The sequence below is a fragment of the Streptococcus handemini genome, from assembly GCF_040984445.1.
Lineage (GTDB): Bacteria > Bacillota > Bacilli > Lactobacillales > Streptococcaceae > Streptococcus > Streptococcus handemini.
Window position 1 is genome coordinate 37,925 of record NZ_JBFRYH010000001.1, and the last position, 16,184, is coordinate 54,108.

Consider the following 16,184-nt stretch of genomic DNA (forward strand, 5'->3'; position numbering starts at 1 on the left):
AACTCTTTCTATCTATTTACATTTGACGTTAGGCTGAAACAAGATTTTTTAATTTTCCAGGTTGGAAACCAGAAAAACTTTCTGTCTCAGTTTCGATGACAGGGGCTGCAGAAAATCCAAGATTCTTGACATGCTCGATAAACTCAGGCTGCTCGTCGAGGTTGATTTCCTTGAACGGAACCTGATGCTGGTCCAAGAAACGTTTGGTCATCTTGCATTGCACACAGTCATTTTTTGAATAAACAGTAATCATACAGTTCTCCTTTTTTTAATCACCCATATAGGATACAATGAAATACTAAAATTGTCAACAGAAAAAACTAAATATAGTGCTTGAGCAGAGAATGAGACACTATATATGGTATGAATCCCTATAGTCAAGGCGTTTGCTAGAGTTTTCTGTTTTTTTACAAGAGTTTTTCACATTTTGGAGGAGAAAACACTAGGGAATAGCTGCTTGATTCCCTTATGATTTTTGAAAGAATGATAAAAAATTCTTGAAAATGATTTCAAAAAATGGTATAATGACCATTGTAAGGGTTATCACAAATAACCTTCAATATTGAAAAAATAAAGGAGAATCCAACTATGGCTTCAAAAGATTTCCACATTGTGGCAGAAACAGGTATCCACGCACGTCCAGCAACATTGCTTGTGCAAACAGCTAGCAAATTTGCTTCAGATATCACTTTGAACTACAAAGACAAATCCGTAAACCTTAAATCTATCATGGGTGTGATGAGTCTTGGTGTTGGTCAAGGTGCTGATGTGACAATCTCTGCTGAAGGTGCTGATGCTGACGATGCAATTGCAGCAATCACTGAAACAATGAACAAGGAAGGTTTGGCATAAGGAGTATGACAGAAATGCTTAAAGGAATTGCAGCATCTGATGGTGTTGCAGTTGCTAAGGCCTATCTACTCGTTCAACCAGATTTGTCATTTGAAACTGTTACAGTTACAAATACAGATGCAGAAGAAGCTCGTTTGGATGCTGCTTTAGAAGCGTCACAAAACGAGCTTTCTGTTATTCGAGAGAACGCAGTAGCAAGCCTTGGAGAAGAAGCGGCAGCGGTTTTTGATGCCCATTTGATGGTTCTTGCTGACCCAGAGATGGTCGGTCAAATTAAAGAAACGATTCGTGCGAAAAAGGTAAATGCTGAAAGTGGATTGACAGAAGTTACCGATATGTTTATTGCCATTTTTGAAGGAATGGACGACAATCCATATATGCAAGAGCGTGCAGCGGATATTCGCGATGTGACAAAACGTGTCTTGGCTCATTTGTTGGGGGTTCGGTTGCCGGATCCTGCAGCAATCTCAGAAGAGTCAATCGTCATTGCTCATGACCTAACGCCTTCTGATACAGCACAATTGGACAAAAACTTTGTAAAAGCATTTGTAACTAACATCGGTGGTCGTACAAGTCACTCAGCGATTATGGCGCGTACACTTGAAATTGCGGCTGTTCTTGGAACAAACAACATTACTGAAATTGTTAAAGACGGGGATGTTCTTGCAGTAAATGGTATTACTGGTGAAGTGATTATCAATCCGTCAGAAGAAGAAATTGCAACATTTAAAGCAGCTGGTGAAGCTTATGCGAAGCAAAAGGCAGAATGGGCTTTGCTGAAAGATGCAAAAACAGTCACAGCTGATGGCAAGCATTTTGAGCTAGCGGCCAACATCGGAACACCAAAAGATGTTGAGGGAGTAAACGATAACGGTGCAGAAGCTGTTGGTCTTTACCGTACAGAGTTCCTTTATATGGATTCGCAAGACTTCCCAACAGAAGATGAGCAGTACGAAGCATACAAGGCTGTTCTTGAGGGAATGAATGGCAAACCAGTTGTCGTTCGTACGATGGATATTGGTGGAGATAAGGAGCTTCCTTATTTTGATCTTCCACATGAAATGAACCCATTCCTTGGTTTCCGTGCCCTTCGTATTTCGATTTCTGAAACTGGAAATCAAATGTTCCGTACACAATTACGTGCCCTTCTTCGTGCGTCTGTCCATGGTCAATTGCGGATTATGTTCCCGATGGTGGCCTTGATTACAGAATTCCGTGCTGCAAAAGCAATCTATGAAGAAGAAAAAGCAAAATTGATTGCAGAAGGTGTTCCAGTTGCGGATAATATTCAAGTGGGGATCATGATTGAGATTCCAGCAGCAGCAATGTTAGCAGATCAATTTGCTAAAGAAGTTGATTTCTTCTCAATCGGTACAAACGACCTTATCCAATACACCATGGCTGCCGACCGGATGAACGAGCAAGTTTCCTACCTCTACCAACCATATAACCCTTCTATCCTTCGCTTAATCAACAATGTGATTAAAGCAGCGCATGCAGAAGGCAAATGGGCAGGTATGTGCGGAGAAATGGCAGGGGACCAACAAGCAGTGCCGCTTCTCGTAGGTATGGGCTTGGATGAGTTCTCAATGAGTGCCACTTCAGTCCTTCGTACACGCAGCCTGATGAAACAATTAGACACTGCGAAAATGCAAGAATATGCAAACCGTGCGCTAACAGAATGTGCAACAGCAGAAGAAGTCCTAGCTTTACAAAAAGAATACGTAAATTTTGATTAAAAAAACAGCCCAGTGGGCTGTTTTTTCACGAGCTAAGAAATAAGAGAGCGAGTCAAGCCCAGTGGGCTGTTTTTTCACGAGCTGCAGAATTTTCAATCGTGTAAGACTGGGTAAAAAATCTTCAGTATAGTAAAAATGCATAAAATCAACGTTTGAATAACCTGATTCTATGCATTTTTTAATATGAATCGTAGCTCTATTTTGAATCAAAATAGAGCCTTTGTCTAGCCTAGCTATTTTCTCATTTATGATAAAACTTATTGTGCTGGTAGTTAGGGTCAAAGGTGACGTTGATACCAAGTTTTCGTAGGACGTTGCGGTCTTCTTCTGGTAGGGTTACGGTAGAGTGGCATTCACTACCGCTCAAATTGCCTAATTGTTTCATGGCAAGGTCTGCTTCTGGCTTGTTCATGGCAGTAATGGCAAGGGCAATCAGTAGTTCACTGGAGTGCAGGCGTGGATTACGGTTGCCGAGGTGATTGATTTTGAGATTTTGAATCGGTTTGACATACTCTGGTTCAATCAAATGCGTTGCCTTGTCAATATTAGCGAGATTTTTAATAGCATTGATAATGACAGCTGCAGACGGACCAAAAAGTTCAGAAGTTTTACCTGTGACAATATCTCCATTTGGCAGTTCAATGGCAAGTGCTGGCTGACCGGTTGCTTCTGCTTTTTCACGCGCAGTAATGGTCACCTTGCGGTCGCTCGGTGAAACACCAACTTCATTCATCAAGAGCTCAATCTTCTTCACAGCAGATGCTGGAACCCGTTCAGCCTTGAAGTCTACTAAGGTTTGGTAGTAGCGGCGGATAATTTCTTCTTTAGAAGCTGCAATGGCGGCCTCTTCATCTATAATGGAATAGCCCACCATATTGACCCCCATATCAGTTGGGGAAGCGTATGGCGATTTGGCTAAAATCCGCTCAAATGTCCGATTGAGAACAGGGAAGACTTCGATGTCACGGTTGTAGTTAACCGCAGTTTTGCCATAGGTTTGCAAATGGAATGGATCAATCATATTGAGGTCGTCTAGGTCAGCAGTCGCTGCTTCATAGGCGAGATTGACAGGATGATGGAGCGGTAAGTTCCACACTGGGAAGGTTTCAAATTTGGCATAGCCTGCCTTGATACCGTGCAATTGGTCATGGTAGAGTTGCGAAATACAAGTCGCTAACTTACCAGAACCAGGACCAGGTGCAGTCACGACAATCAGATTGCGACTCGTTTCGATATACTCATTTTTCCCCATGCCTTCAGGAGAAATAATATGGTCGATATCAGACGGATAGCCTTTAATCGGATAATGAAGATAGGACTTGATACCATTTTTTTCCAACTGGTGACGGAAAGCGTCAGCAGCTGGTTGGTTGGTGTACTGAGTAATGACGACAGATCCGACATAAATCCCCAAGTCATTAAAGGTATCAATCAAGCGAAGCACTTCTTGGTCGTAGGAGATGCCTAAATCACCACGAGCTTTAGAATGCTCAATGTTGCTGGCGTTAATAGCGATGACAATTTCAACCTGTTCCTTTAATTCTTGAAGGAGCTTAATTTTATTGTCAGGCTCATAACCAGGGAGAACACGGGCAGCATGGAAATCTTCCAGCATTTTTCCACCAAATTCCATATACAATTTTCCGTCGAATTGCTGGATACGCTCTAAAATATGGTCACGCTGTAATTGTAAGTATTTCGTTGAATCAAAAGCAATTTTTTTCACATTTTTCACCTCTTTTAAGATTATAATAAAAAGTTTTCAAAAAGAAAACGATTTACCGTTATTTTATTAAAATTATATCTTTAAACAAATGCTTAATTTTTATTAAATAAATTATTGGCTTTTTCGAAAAATCGTGTAAAACAAAATTAAACAATTGTTTAACAAAAATAAAGCGAACAAAAACAAGAGATGAGAATAAACTCAGGGTGCAGGTAAGGGAGTATTTCTGACCACTTACTGGAGGATGCGCACCACTTGATGAAAGAAGCTTGTATTGAAGGGATTTCTTGCTATAATAAATGAAAAACAAAGGAGATTGTTTATGAAAAAGATGTTGAGCAACCGACTATTTATGTTCTCATTTGTGGCGGATATGGTATCTAATTTTGGGGATGTACTTTACTATTTGGCCTTGATGAACTATGTTCTTGTTCTACCTGATACTAAGTTAGCCGTATCCATGATTACCCTGTCTGAAACTCTACCGATTTTGTCTGGTCTCTTCATTGGGATGTGGGCGGACAAGACCAAAAATAAGCTGGATACGATTGTAGGAACCTTGGTTGTTCGGGTCCTGTTCTACGGGATTGTTGGTCTTGTCATGGGCTTTTCACCAGCCCTGTGGATTGTCGCAGTTGTTTGTATCATCAATCTCTTTTCCGATATTGCAGGACAGTACGAATCCTATCTTTTTATGCCGGTTAGCCTACGAGTGATTCCAAATGAAGATAGGGAGGCAGCTTCTGCCTTTCGTCAGGGAATCGGCTCTATTTTGCAGATTGTCTTTCAGTCCAGTGGAGCAGTCTTAATTGGAGTGATGACCTATCAACAGTTGGCCTTTTTCAATGCGGGGACATTTTTTATCAGTCTCTTGGTGACCTTGAGTATCCGACCTGCTTTGAAGAAACTACTGGCTGAAAATCCTTTGAAGCAAGAGGTCAAGAAGGAAGAGTCTGGAAATCTCGTCTCAGATATGAAAAAAAGCCTTGTAGCTTCTTACCAAGCGATTCAAGGAATCCCTGTTTTAAAAGCTGTGGTTCTAGTATTGACGGCTTTGAATGCTCTCTTTGTCGCTTTGACTCCTTTGATGCTTTTATTGATTAAGGAAACACCAAGTTTTGTCATTGTAAATTCTACAACGACTATTGCAGCCGTTTCCATTATCTTTCTCGTCGGTTCTATCTTAGGAAGCTTATTGACGACAAGCCTATTTAAAGAGGTGTCTATTTCCAAGTTAACGAAGTGGACAGTTTATCTCCCGGTTCTGCTTTTTATTGCCTTTTATTTCCGTTTTATTTATGGTGTTTTCGCCTGCTTGCTTGTGACAGCAGTCCTTTCAGGTGTTTTGAATCCCAAAATAAATGCCCTCATTTATCGCGCCGTGCCAGAACATCAATTAGCTACGGTTGGTGCAGGGATTTCTACTTTTGTTCAATTAGGCATGGTGGTGATGCGTGGAGTTACGGCTGTTTTAATTGTGGCCTGTTCAGCTAGAGGTATTTCCCTCGTCTTTCTTTTGCTTTCTCTGCTACTTATGGTCTATACTATAAGAAGAGTGTCGTCTGAAGTAAGAGAATAGGAAAGAATCGTATGGAATTAGTGTATTGCAAACATCGAAGTGAGATTGTAGAATTTTTAATGGTACCTTTCTATGTTCAAAAGGATCGAATAGGGGAGTTTGAGGAGCGAAGCCAGAGGGAAAAGGAGATTTTAAAAGATACCCTTCTTGTTCAAACACAGTTAGAATCGATTTTTGAGAGCATGAGCGAGCGGTTATCCAGCTACTTGTTTGCGGCGAATTTTAGTCTGCTCCATTTCGTGTATTTTGAATTACTGGAGGCGGGAAAGGATCCTAGAACGCTAGAAGAGGCCTGTCAGTTAGTTGCCACTGTGTCCCAGGAAACAATTGAGCGAGCTATTCGTTTTGGTTTGTCAAGTCTTCATCAACAACAAGTTGACAAGGAATCGGATTTAGTAGCTCTTTTAGAGCAGATAGATCTAAAGGCTGAGGAGAAATGGAAATGGTTCCAAGCTATTCGCAATCCTCTTGAGACCGTTCGTAAGCAAGTGGAGTTGGTAAAAGAAGTAACCTCCTTGTATCGACCTTACTACGAGCAGTTTCAAGAGCAGAGGCTGGAGTTTGCAAAACGTTTTTCCCTTGAAGAAATCTATGGTGAACATGGATTATATAAATCAAGTGGAGTTGAAGAGTTGGGCTATCATCAGATTCAATTTTTCGTCATCAGTCCTTGGCTGGTGCATTTTTCCTATTTATATCATTCCCAGTATCAAACCTGTCCGGTTATCTTATGTGCGTCAGTAGCCATTGATGAAGTCCTGCTTGCGAAACAGTCTATCGATGAGGATATGTTAACAATGACCTTAAAAGTCATAAGTGATGAGACACGCTACAAAGTCATGGTGGCTCTGACCAAACCATATGCGAAGAGTAAGGATATTGCAGAGGAGTTGGCGATTACGGGTGCTGCAGTGTCCTTTCACACCCAGAAATTGATCAATGCTAATCTCTTACTATTTAACTCTGAAGATAAGACCGTCAAATTTGATGTCAACAAGGGCTTATTACGGGAAATGATTGCAAAGTTGGAAGAAGATTTTGAATTGTAAACGTAGAAATCAAGTGGCCGCAAAAAGTTGCAGACCCTTGCGCTTGTCGTTTTCCTTAGTGGTAAGGCATAGGAGAGTTAGAAAAACCTCATGGTTAGGCTGTTCTGACATTCTGACTGGTCAACTGTTTGAATAGAAAGGATCTGTATTCTCAAAATTGTTGAGAATACAGATTTTTTCATTTACTTTGCATGGAGAACGCCCTGTTTCTCTATGCTCTTTATTAAAATATGGTATAATAAAGGGGATAGACAAAAAGGAGCAATTATGCAACAATTACAAAAGAAATTGGCTGCCGAGTTTGGAATTGATTTTTCGGATTTGACTCTACTTGAGACAGCTTTTACACACACATCTTATGCCAATGAGCACCGCCTTCTAAAAATTTCACATAATGAGCGTTTGGAATTTTTAGGAGACGCTGTTCTGCAATTGGTTATTTCCCGCTATTTGTATCAGACCTATCCTCAATTTCCAGAAGGTGAGATGTCAAAAATGCGCTCAACCTTCGTTCGAGAGGAGAGTTTAGCAGGCTTTGCACGTACTTGTGGATTTGATCGATTCCTTCGTTTGGGAAAAGGGGAAGAAAAATCGGGTGGGCGCAATCGTGATACCATTTTAGGTGATTTATTTGAGGCCTTTCTTGGTGCACTCTTGTTAGATAAGGGAGTCAAAGCGGTTGAATCCTTTCTTTACCAAGTGATGATTCCCCAACTTGAAGTTGGAAATTTTGAGCGAGTGACAGACTACAAGACTAGTTTGCAGGAATTATTGCAAGTGAACGGAGAAGTAGTGATTCAGTACCAGGTTGTATCTGAAGTAGGCCCAGCTCACAATAAACTGTTTGAGGTTGAAGTATTGGTAAATGGTCAAGCCATAGGAAGAGGTCAGGGGCGCTCTAAAAAGCAAGCGGAACAGGCTGCGGCCAAGAATGCCGTGGAGGCAAGTGAGTAGGTATGTATCTCAAATCAATTGAAATGCAAGGCTTCAAGTCCTTTGCAGATAAAACAAAGGTTGTCTTTGACCGAGGAGTGACGGCAATCGTTGGTCCAAACGGGTCAGGCAAATCCAATATTACAGAAAGTCTTCGTTGGGCCTTGGGCGAATCATCAGCCAAAAGTCTCCGTGGAGGCAAAATGCCAGACGTGATTTTTGCTGGGACAGAAAGCAGAAAAGCTCTCAATTATGCTTCTGTCATTGTCACCTTGGATAATAGTAGCGGTTTTATTGCAGGTCGGGAAAAAGAAATCAAGGTAGAGCGCCACATTTATCGTTCAGGCGATAGTGAATATCTGATTGACGGGCAGAAGGTTCGTTTGCGGGATATTCATGATTTATTTATGGATACGGGCCTTGGACGAGATTCGTTTTCCATTATTTCTCAAGGGCGTGTAGAGGCTATTTTCAATTCAAAACCAGAAGAGCGTAGAGCTATCTTTGAGGAAGCAGCTGGTGTTCTCAAATACAAGACACGCAAAAAAGAAACAGAGAGCAAACTGTCACAGGCTCAGGATAATTTAGACCGTTTAGAAGACATTATCTATGAATTAGACACACAAGTGAAGCCCTTGGAAAAACAGGCTCAGGTTGCAAAGAAATTCTTGGAGTTGGATGAAGAACGAAAGAAATTGTACCTAAATGTCTTGGTGGCTCAAATCGCAAAAGGACGGTTTTTACTTGACCAAAAAGAGGCTGATTTGGCTCAAGTTAAGGCTGATTTGACCCATTATTATGTACAAAGAGATAGCCTTGAGACAGAAAATCAAGGTTTGAAGCGGCAAAGACAGCAGTTAACAACCCAGCTAGAACGTGAGCAGGCAGTATTGCTTGATGTTACCAAGTTAATCAGCGATTTAGAGCGAAAGATTACGGTTCACCAACTAGAGTCGAGCCAGAATGAAAGCAGTCGCCAAGAAGCACAAGCTAGGTTACGAGATGTAGAAGCAAAAGCTATTAAAACAAAAGAAGAACTGACAGAAAAGGCAAGTCGTTTGGTGCAATTGCAGGAAGAATTGAGCCAGATTAAGCAGATAATTGCAGAAAAAGAGCAGGACTTATCCAACTTTTCGGAAGATCCAGACCAAGTATTGGATCGTCTTAGGGAGCGCTATGTGACCTTGTTACAAGATGAAGCAGAATTGTCGAATGCACTGGCGAAAGTAGAGCAAGACCTTGCCAACCAACGGCGCATTTCTGAAAGTCGGTCGGAGGAATTGACCCGCCTGTTGATGGAAAAGGAAACACACCAAGCAGGCTTATCTCAATTGGAGATTCGCTTAAGAGAAGCTGAGACAAGGCTAAAAGAACTGCTAGAAGATTATCAGCAGAAACAAACAAAATTGGTAGTCTTAGATCAGGAGTATCAAGCAAGTCAATCGCAGTTGTTTGATGTGTTAGATCGAGTGAAAACGAAGAAGGCACGACAAGCTAGTTTAGAAGCGATTTTGCAAAATCACTCGAATTTCTATGCGGGTGTCAAAGCTGTCTTACAACAAGCTGATAGAATCGGTGGAATTGTCGGAGCAGTTAGTGCCAATGTCACCTTTGAGATGCAGTATCAGACAGCGCTTGAGATTGCTCTTGGCGGTGCTAGTCAGCATATTATTGTCGAAGATGAAGCAACTGCCAAAGCAGCAATTGCCTTCTTAAAACAAGGTCGCCAAGGACGGGCAACCTTTTTACCGCTAACAACCATTAAACCACGTCAGTTAGCAAGTCATCTCGTCAGTCAATTGCAATCTTCTAAAGGATTCTTAGGTTTAGCCAGCGATTTGGTATCCTATAATGAGCGCTTGAAGGTTATTTTTCAAAATTTACTAGGGACGATAGCGATTTTTGATACAGTCGAGCATGCCAATCAAGCAGCACGAGCGACTAAGTTTCAAGTTCGCTTAGTGAGTCTAGATGGTACAGAGATTCGTCCCGGTGGGGCTTTTGCAGGGGGAAGTAACCGTACCAACAATACAACTTTTGTTAAACCAGAGTTGGATGCCTTGGTAGAAGAAATCAGACTATTAAATCAGACCCTAGTAGAGCAAGAAAAGCAAGTTGCGGCTAAAAAAGCAGCAGCGGAAGCTACTCGCCTTTCCTTAGAAGAAATCAAGGAAGCTGGTGAGGAAGCACGATTGGTGGAACAGCGGGTTCGCCTTTCCTATGAACAGCTAGCAGAGAAGGTGGCGGAATTGGATGCCCTCTATGAGCTCCAATCAGGACAGGCTAGTCAGGATACATTGTCTGATTTAGAGGACTTGTTAGCCCAGTACCAAGCACAATTGTCCGAGTTTTCCGAAAAGAAAGTGGCATTGTCAGGGCAGATTGAGGAGATGAAGACCAATCGCTATGCTATCCAAGAGCAAATACAGGCCTTACAGGACAGCCTATCTAGTCTTAAAGTCACTCAAAGCCAGTTGGCTAGTGAGGTGCGCTTTGTTCAGTCCGATCAGACTCGTTTGCAGGAAGAACAGGCTAATTTTGCGCATGAAATAGAGATATTACAGGCGGTTATTGACCAAAAAGTAGAAGCCCAGGACGATACCAGCTTAGATGTATTAACGGAACAATTATCTGCTGCAAAAGCAAAACAGGATGAAACCAATCAGTTGATTGTTCGGGTGAAGCTAGAATTAGAGGATATCGAGGGTCAGTTTGACGACATTGCTACACGTTTGGAGCAGATGCGCTTGAAAAATGACGAGTTTATCCGCAAGCAAGCGAAATTGGAAGCAGACTATGACCGGGAAGCTAATCGCTTAAAATTCTTGTTGGCCAATCTAACAGAGCATTATAAAATGAGTTTTGATGAAGCGAGCCAAAAAGCAGAACTAGTGGAAAATTTGGCTCAGTCTGAGCAGACCTTAAAAGAATTGGAGCGAGCAATTCGCAATCTAGGCCCCGTGAATATCGAAGCCATCGAACAGTACGAAGAAGTTGGTCAACGCTTGCATTTCTTAAAGGAACAGCGCGAGGATATTCTATCAGCTCGCGATCTCTTACTGGACACCATTCATGAAATGGATTCAGAGGTGACAGCACGCTTTAAGCAGACCTTTGAAGCTATTCGTGATAGTTTCAAGCGAACCTTTCAGCAAATGTTTGGTGGGGGATCAGCAGATCTCATCTTGACCAATTCTGATATTTTGACAGCAGGGGTGGAGATTTCTGTTCAACCACCAGGAAAGAAAATTCAATCCCTTAACTTGATGTCTGGTGGGGAAAAAGCCTTGTCAGCTCTAGCCTTGCTGTTTTCGATTATTCGTGTCAAAACCATTCCATTTGTCATTTTGGATGAAGTAGAGGCAGCCCTTGATGAAGCCAATGTGAAACGCTTTGGTGATTATCTCAACCGCTTTGATCAATCTAGTCAGTTTATTGTTGTGACACACAGAAAAGGGACAATGGCGGCAGCAGATGCCATGTATGGAGTGACAATGCAAGAATCTGGTGTATCAAAGATTGTGTCTGTGAAGTTGAAAGAGATAGAAAGTGAGTAAACAGATGTTTCAAAAAATAATCGCAACGGATATGGATGGCACATTTCTTCGAGAAGACCATCAGTTCAATCGAGACCGATTCCGTAAAATATTGGATCAATTTCATCAAAAAGATTACCTTTTTGCAGCAGCAAGTGGGCGTTCCTTGATGAGTTTGCAGGACGTTTTCCAAGGCTTTGAAGATGAAATGGCTTTTATTGCTGAAAATGGTTCAATCGTATCCTATAAAGGAAAGATTATTTTTGAAGATCAGCCCATTGAACCGAAAGTATATCTAGAAATTATCCGTCGATTATCGGCTAGTCCATACGGTCAGAAAAGTTGTATCATTCTATCAGGGAAAAATGGTGCCTATCTCTTAAAGAGTGGGGATAAAGAGTTCATAGAGATGATCTCCCCCTTTTATGTGAAGACGACTCTAGTATCGGATTTTTCGGAAGTGACAGAAGATATTGTCAAGATTGTGGCTACATTCCCAACGGAGGAAGTAGAAGTGGCACAAGAATGGCTGAATCAAGAGTTTGATGATGTAATAGCTGTTACGACTGGCTTTAATTCGGTTGATATTATTTTATCAGACAGCCATAAGGCGGTTGGTTTGTCTCAATTATGTGAGTATTGTGGTTTAGAGGCGGCTGATGTAGTAGCCTTTGGGGACAATCAAAATGATTTGGAAATGCTTGATTTTGCAGGAACTTCTCTTGCGACAAGCAATGCAAAACCAGAAGTGAAAAAGGTAGCTGACAGTGTCATTGGACATTGCAATGACGAAGCAGTCTTGGCTTATATAGAGGAGATGTTAGATGAGTATTAAATTGATTGCCTTAGATTTGGACGGAACCTTGTTGACATCTGACAAGCGAATTTCAGATAAGAACAAAAAAGCCTTGCAAGCAGCAAGAGAACAGGGAGTTTATGTGGTCTTGACAACTGGACGGCCCTTAAAAGCGATTGAACAATTTCTGACAGAATTGGATTTGCTTGGGAAAGGACAGTTTTCGATTACCTTTAATGGAGGACTGGTTCAAGAAAATACAGGTCGTATTCTAGAACAGACTGGCTTTTCAGTTGAAGATGTGCGTGCGATTCGTGAGGTGACCAATCAGCTTGAATTGCCTCTTGATGCGATTCACGGTGGAGATGTCTATTCCTTGGATGCGGCGCGCGCCTCACTCTATTCAACCTGCAATCCGTTACTACGTATTATTCCAACGACAGATGCTACTCTTCCTGAAGATGTGACCTATAATAAGGCTGTGACAGCAGTTGAAGCAGCATTTTTGGATCAACAGATTGCTAAATTGCCAGCAACTTTATATGATCGATTTGAAATTTTTAAATCGCGGGATATTCTCTTGGAATGGAGCCCTAAGGGAGTTCACAAGGCAAACGGTCTTGCCAAGTTGATTGAGCATTTAGGAATTGATCAATCAGAAGTAATGGCTTGTGGTGATGAAGAAAATGATCTCAGTATGGTCGAATGGGCTGGACTCGGTGTTGCAATGGCAAACGCTAGTTCAAAACTAAAAGAAGTTGCCAAGGTGGTGTTGCCAGTTACCAATGATGAAGATGGTATTGCTTGGGCAATTGAGCAATATGTAGTAAGCGAGGAAGAAAATGGGACTATTTGATCGATTGTTTGGTCACAAGGAAAAAGAAGAAGCACTCACCCTGTCAGAAGAAAACCAGATACAAGAGGAGACAGAAGATAGTGGTGTTGCAGAACAAGAGATAGATGATAGAGAGCAGGTAGAGGTAATTGAGGAACTAGCGGAGACTACCGAGGAAATATCTAAGGAAGTACTGGAAGAAATAGATCCTGTAGAACCCATTATTTCTGAGCCTTCTGATGAATCCCTAGATGCTCAAAAACAGCGGACACTGGACTTTATGGCAGAATATTATGCGGCTAAGGAAGCGGCCGCTCTTCGGATTCAGGAAGCACAAGAGCAGGGAGTAAATCCTGCTGTTCAAACGAAAAATGAGCCAGCAGTAGAAGAAATAGTAGCATCTGAGAGTGAAGAGGAAAAATACCAACGGACTCTCAAGAAAACTCGGACAGGATTTGGAGCCAAGCTCAATCAATTCTTTGCGAATTTCCGTTCAGTAGATGAGGAATTCTTTGAGGAATTAGAGGAATTGCTGATTACGAGCGATGTCGGTGTACAGGTTGCTTCTAACTTGACGGAAGAACTTCGTCAGGAAGCTCGCTTGGAAAATGCTAAAAAGCCAGAAGCCTTGCGCCGTTTGATTATCGAGAAATTAGTGGATATTTACGAAAAAGATGGTCAGTTTAGCGAGCAGATTGCTTTTCAAAATGGTCTGACAGTCATGCTTTTTGTTGGTGTCAACGGAGTTGGAAAAACAACCTCTATTGGGAAATTGGCGTATCGATACAAGCAAGCAGGCAAGAAGGTCATGTTGGTCGCAGCAGACACCTTCCGTGCAGGTGCAGTAGCGCAGTTGGTTGAGTGGGGTCGTCGTGTAGATGTCCCTGTGGTAACAGGGCCAGAGAAATCAGATCCAGCTAGCGTGGTCTTTGACGGCATGGAAAAGGCTATGGCAGAGCAGGTGGACATTCTCATGATTGACACAGCTGGTCGCCTGCAAAACAAGGAAAATCTCATGGCTGAGCTAGAAAAAATTGGTCGCATTATAAAGCGTAGTTTACCAGAAGCTCCTCATGAAACCTTGTTGGCTCTTGATGCCTCTACTGGTCAAAATGCCCTGGTTCAGGCCAAAGAATTTTCAAAAATTACTCCTTTAACTGGTCTAGTCTTGACGAAATTGGATGGTACTGCGCGTGGTGGTGTTGTACTCGCTATCCGACAAGAATTAGATATTCCAGTCAAACTGATTGGATTTGGCGAAAAGATTGACGACATCGGTGAATTTCATTCCGAATCCTTTATGAAAGGTCTTTTAGAAGGTTTAGTATAAGAAAAAATTCCAATCAGGTGATTGGAATTTTTGTGTCATCTTATAACAATCCTCGTTCACGATACCAGACATCTGGTGTCCATACCCATTTGCTACCGTAGCTTTCTAATAGATCAAATGCAGCTTGTGGCCCCATGCTTCCTGCTGGATAGTAGTGGAGAGGGACTTGGTTGTCCTGCCAGATACGCACCACTTGGTCGATGAATTGCCAGCTGGCCTTGACCTCTTCCCAATGACTGAAGTTTGTGGAATCGCCATGCAAGACATCAAAGAAGAGCTTTTCATAGGCTTCTGGCGAATTACCAAGAGCAGTCGCATTGTGGCGGAAGTTGAGCTTGGCGGGTGTGAGTGCAAAGTGGGAGCCGACCTCTTTGCCATTGATGGAAAGTGAGAATCCTTCTGTTGGCTGAATGTAAATGGTTAAGATATTCTTTTCTGCCTGCTGCCCAAAAATATCATGAGCATGCTTAAAGACAATGGTAATCCGTGTTCCTTTTTCCGTCAAGCGTTTGCCGGTACGGAAGAAGAATGGCACATCTCGAAAGGCATCAGTATCCACAAAGAAGACACCACTTGCAAAGGTTTCTGTCTGAGAATTTGCTGCGATATTTGGTTCTTCTAGATAGCCCACATAGTTTTTGCCGTCAATATGTCCAGCAGTGTATTGGCCTCTGATGAAATTGCGTTTGATTTCCTCATCAGTTTGTTGTTTCAGATGTTGGAAAACCTTGATTTTCTCTGCTCGTACATCGGCTTCTTTAAAGCTAGCTGGCTTATCCATAGCCAGTAGCGATAGAACTTGCAGCGCGTGGTTTTGAATCATGTCTTTCAAGGCACCGGAATGGTCGTAGTAGCCCCCACGGTCTTCAACACCGATTGATTCTGCAAAGTTGATTTGAACGGATTCGATGTAATTGCGATTCCAAATGTGTTCAAAAATGATATTGGCAAAGCGGACAGCAAAGATATTCTGCACCATTTCTTTACCAAGGTAATGGTCGATGCGATAAATTTGCTCTTCTTCAAAGGTTTCTGACAATTCCTGATTGAGCTTTTCTGCTGTCTCTAAGCTTGTTCCGAATGGTTTTTCGATGATGAGGCGCTCAAAGCCTTTTCCATCAACAATTTTTTCGGATTTCAAGTGTTTGGCAATGGTTCCGAAAAATTCAGGCGCCATAGATAAGAAGAAGACCTTGTTGTGCTCAGTTTGGTATTTTGCGTCCAATTCTTCCTGCAGTTGCTTCAAGGCAATGTAGTGTTCGGTATCATTGACATCGTGGCTCTGGTAGTAGAAATGACTGGCAAATTCATGCGCCTGACGCGTATTGTCTGGTAAATCTCCGAGCGATTCAATCACGACTTGTTCAAAATACTCCTTGGTCCACGGACGACGCGCTGTACCAATCACGGCAAAATGCTGTCCAATATGCCCGGCTTTATATAATCGAAACAGTGAGGGATAGAGTTTGCGCTTAGCAAGGTCTCCACTCGCTCCAAAAATAGTAAATAATACGTGTGATGACATATACAAGTTCCAATCTGTAGAATTTATTAGTAGTATATCATAAATTGTCTGAAAATTCACCTAATACTCGTCAAAAATCAAAGATAAGAGAAGCCAGACTTGAGTCCAGCTTCCTCGTATTTCTTTTCTGCTAGCATTCGTCATTGTAAAAACCTGTATTCCCAGCTCGGCAACTCTATTTAGGGCTTATTTTCCGCTACTCATCGTTGCTTTTTTTGAAATACAGTCAGTATTCCTTCAAAAAACGCCGTGATTATCGTCAAATAAGCTCTCGATTAGAATGA

The 16,184-nt window shown here is 41.9% G+C and carries 12 protein-coding genes; 9 read left to right on the forward strand and 3 right to left on the reverse strand.

Annotation, left to right across the window (positions count from 1 at the left end):
• Positions 1–28: 28 nt before the first annotated feature.
• Entirely contained in the window at positions 29–253 is a 225-nt protein-coding gene (gene nrdH / locus ABPH35_RS00205; protein WP_349987871.1) for a glutaredoxin-like protein NrdH, read from the reverse strand.
• A gap of 335 nt (positions 254–588) precedes the next feature.
• Between nrdH and ABPH35_RS00210 the strand changes: the two genes are divergently transcribed.
• Together ABPH35_RS00210 and ptsP are read left to right on the forward strand one after the other, a co-directional pair.
• Positions 589–852 carry a phosphocarrier protein HPr gene (locus ABPH35_RS00210; protein ID WP_067088737.1) on the forward strand — a complete coding sequence of 88 codons (264 nt, stop codon included), beginning with the start codon at positions 589–591 and terminating at the stop codon, positions 850–852.
• A gap of 5 nt (positions 853–857) precedes the next feature.
• On the forward strand, positions 858–2,591 hold the full coding sequence (ptsP, locus tag ABPH35_RS00215) for a phosphoenolpyruvate--protein phosphotransferase (RefSeq protein WP_349987870.1): 1,734 nt from the start codon (positions 858–860) through the stop codon (positions 2,589–2,591).
• Positions 2,592–2,832: 241 nt separating this feature from the next.
• Here the strand turns inward: ptsP and ABPH35_RS00220 are convergent, their stop codons facing one another.
• Positions 2,833–4,317: a DUF1846 domain-containing protein gene (locus ABPH35_RS00220; RefSeq protein WP_349987869.1), complete on the reverse strand. Its 1,485-nt coding sequence runs from the start codon at positions 4,315–4,317 to the stop codon at positions 2,833–2,835.
• Positions 4,318–4,639: 322 nt separating this feature from the next.
• Between ABPH35_RS00220 and ABPH35_RS00225 the strand changes: the two genes are divergently transcribed.
• From ABPH35_RS00225 to ftsY, 7 genes are all read left to right on the forward strand, one after another.
• Positions 4,640–5,896 carry an MFS transporter gene (locus ABPH35_RS00225; RefSeq protein WP_349987868.1) on the forward strand — a complete coding sequence of 419 codons (1,257 nt, stop codon included), beginning with the start codon at positions 4,640–4,642 and terminating at the stop codon, positions 5,894–5,896.
• Between the two features lie 11 nt (positions 5,897–5,907).
• Positions 5,908–6,945: an ArsR/SmtB family transcription factor gene (locus tag ABPH35_RS00230; RefSeq protein ID WP_349987867.1), complete on the forward strand. Its 1,038-nt coding sequence runs from the start codon at positions 5,908–5,910 to the stop codon at positions 6,943–6,945.
• A 267-nt stretch (positions 6,946–7,212) separates the two neighbouring features.
• Positions 7,213–7,899 (forward strand): ribonuclease III, encoded by a 687-nt coding sequence (rnc, locus tag ABPH35_RS00235; protein ID WP_349987866.1) that lies wholly within the window; start codon positions 7,213–7,215, stop codon positions 7,897–7,899.
• A 2-nt stretch (positions 7,900–7,901) separates the two neighbouring features.
• Positions 7,902–11,435: a chromosome segregation protein SMC gene (gene smc / locus ABPH35_RS00240; RefSeq protein WP_349987865.1), complete on the forward strand. Its 3,534-nt coding sequence runs from the start codon at positions 7,902–7,904 to the stop codon at positions 11,433–11,435.
• Complete coding sequence (locus tag ABPH35_RS00245) at positions 11,428–12,249, forward strand: Cof-type HAD-IIB family hydrolase (RefSeq protein ID WP_349987864.1); 822 nt, start codon at positions 11,428–11,430, stop codon at positions 12,247–12,249. The genes smc and ABPH35_RS00245 overlap by 8 nt, the downstream gene beginning before the upstream one ends.
• Positions 12,239–13,066 carry a Cof-type HAD-IIB family hydrolase gene (locus tag ABPH35_RS00250; protein ID WP_349987863.1) on the forward strand — a complete coding sequence of 276 codons (828 nt, stop codon included), beginning with the start codon at positions 12,239–12,241 and terminating at the stop codon, positions 13,064–13,066. Before ABPH35_RS00245 ends, ABPH35_RS00250 begins: the two co-directional genes overlap by 11 nt.
• On the forward strand, positions 13,053–14,375 hold the full coding sequence (ftsY, locus tag ABPH35_RS00255) for a signal recognition particle-docking protein FtsY (RefSeq protein ID WP_349987862.1): 1,323 nt from the start codon (positions 13,053–13,055) through the stop codon (positions 14,373–14,375). Before ABPH35_RS00250 ends, ftsY begins: the two co-directional genes overlap by 14 nt.
• Before the next feature lie 40 nt (positions 14,376–14,415).
• On the opposite strand, the gene zwf is transcribed toward ftsY, so the two are convergent.
• A complete protein-coding gene (zwf, locus tag ABPH35_RS00260) occupies positions 14,416–15,900 on the reverse strand; it encodes a glucose-6-phosphate dehydrogenase (protein WP_349987861.1) in 1,485 nt (494 codons plus the stop codon).
• Between the last annotated feature and the right edge of the window lie 284 nt (positions 15,901–16,184).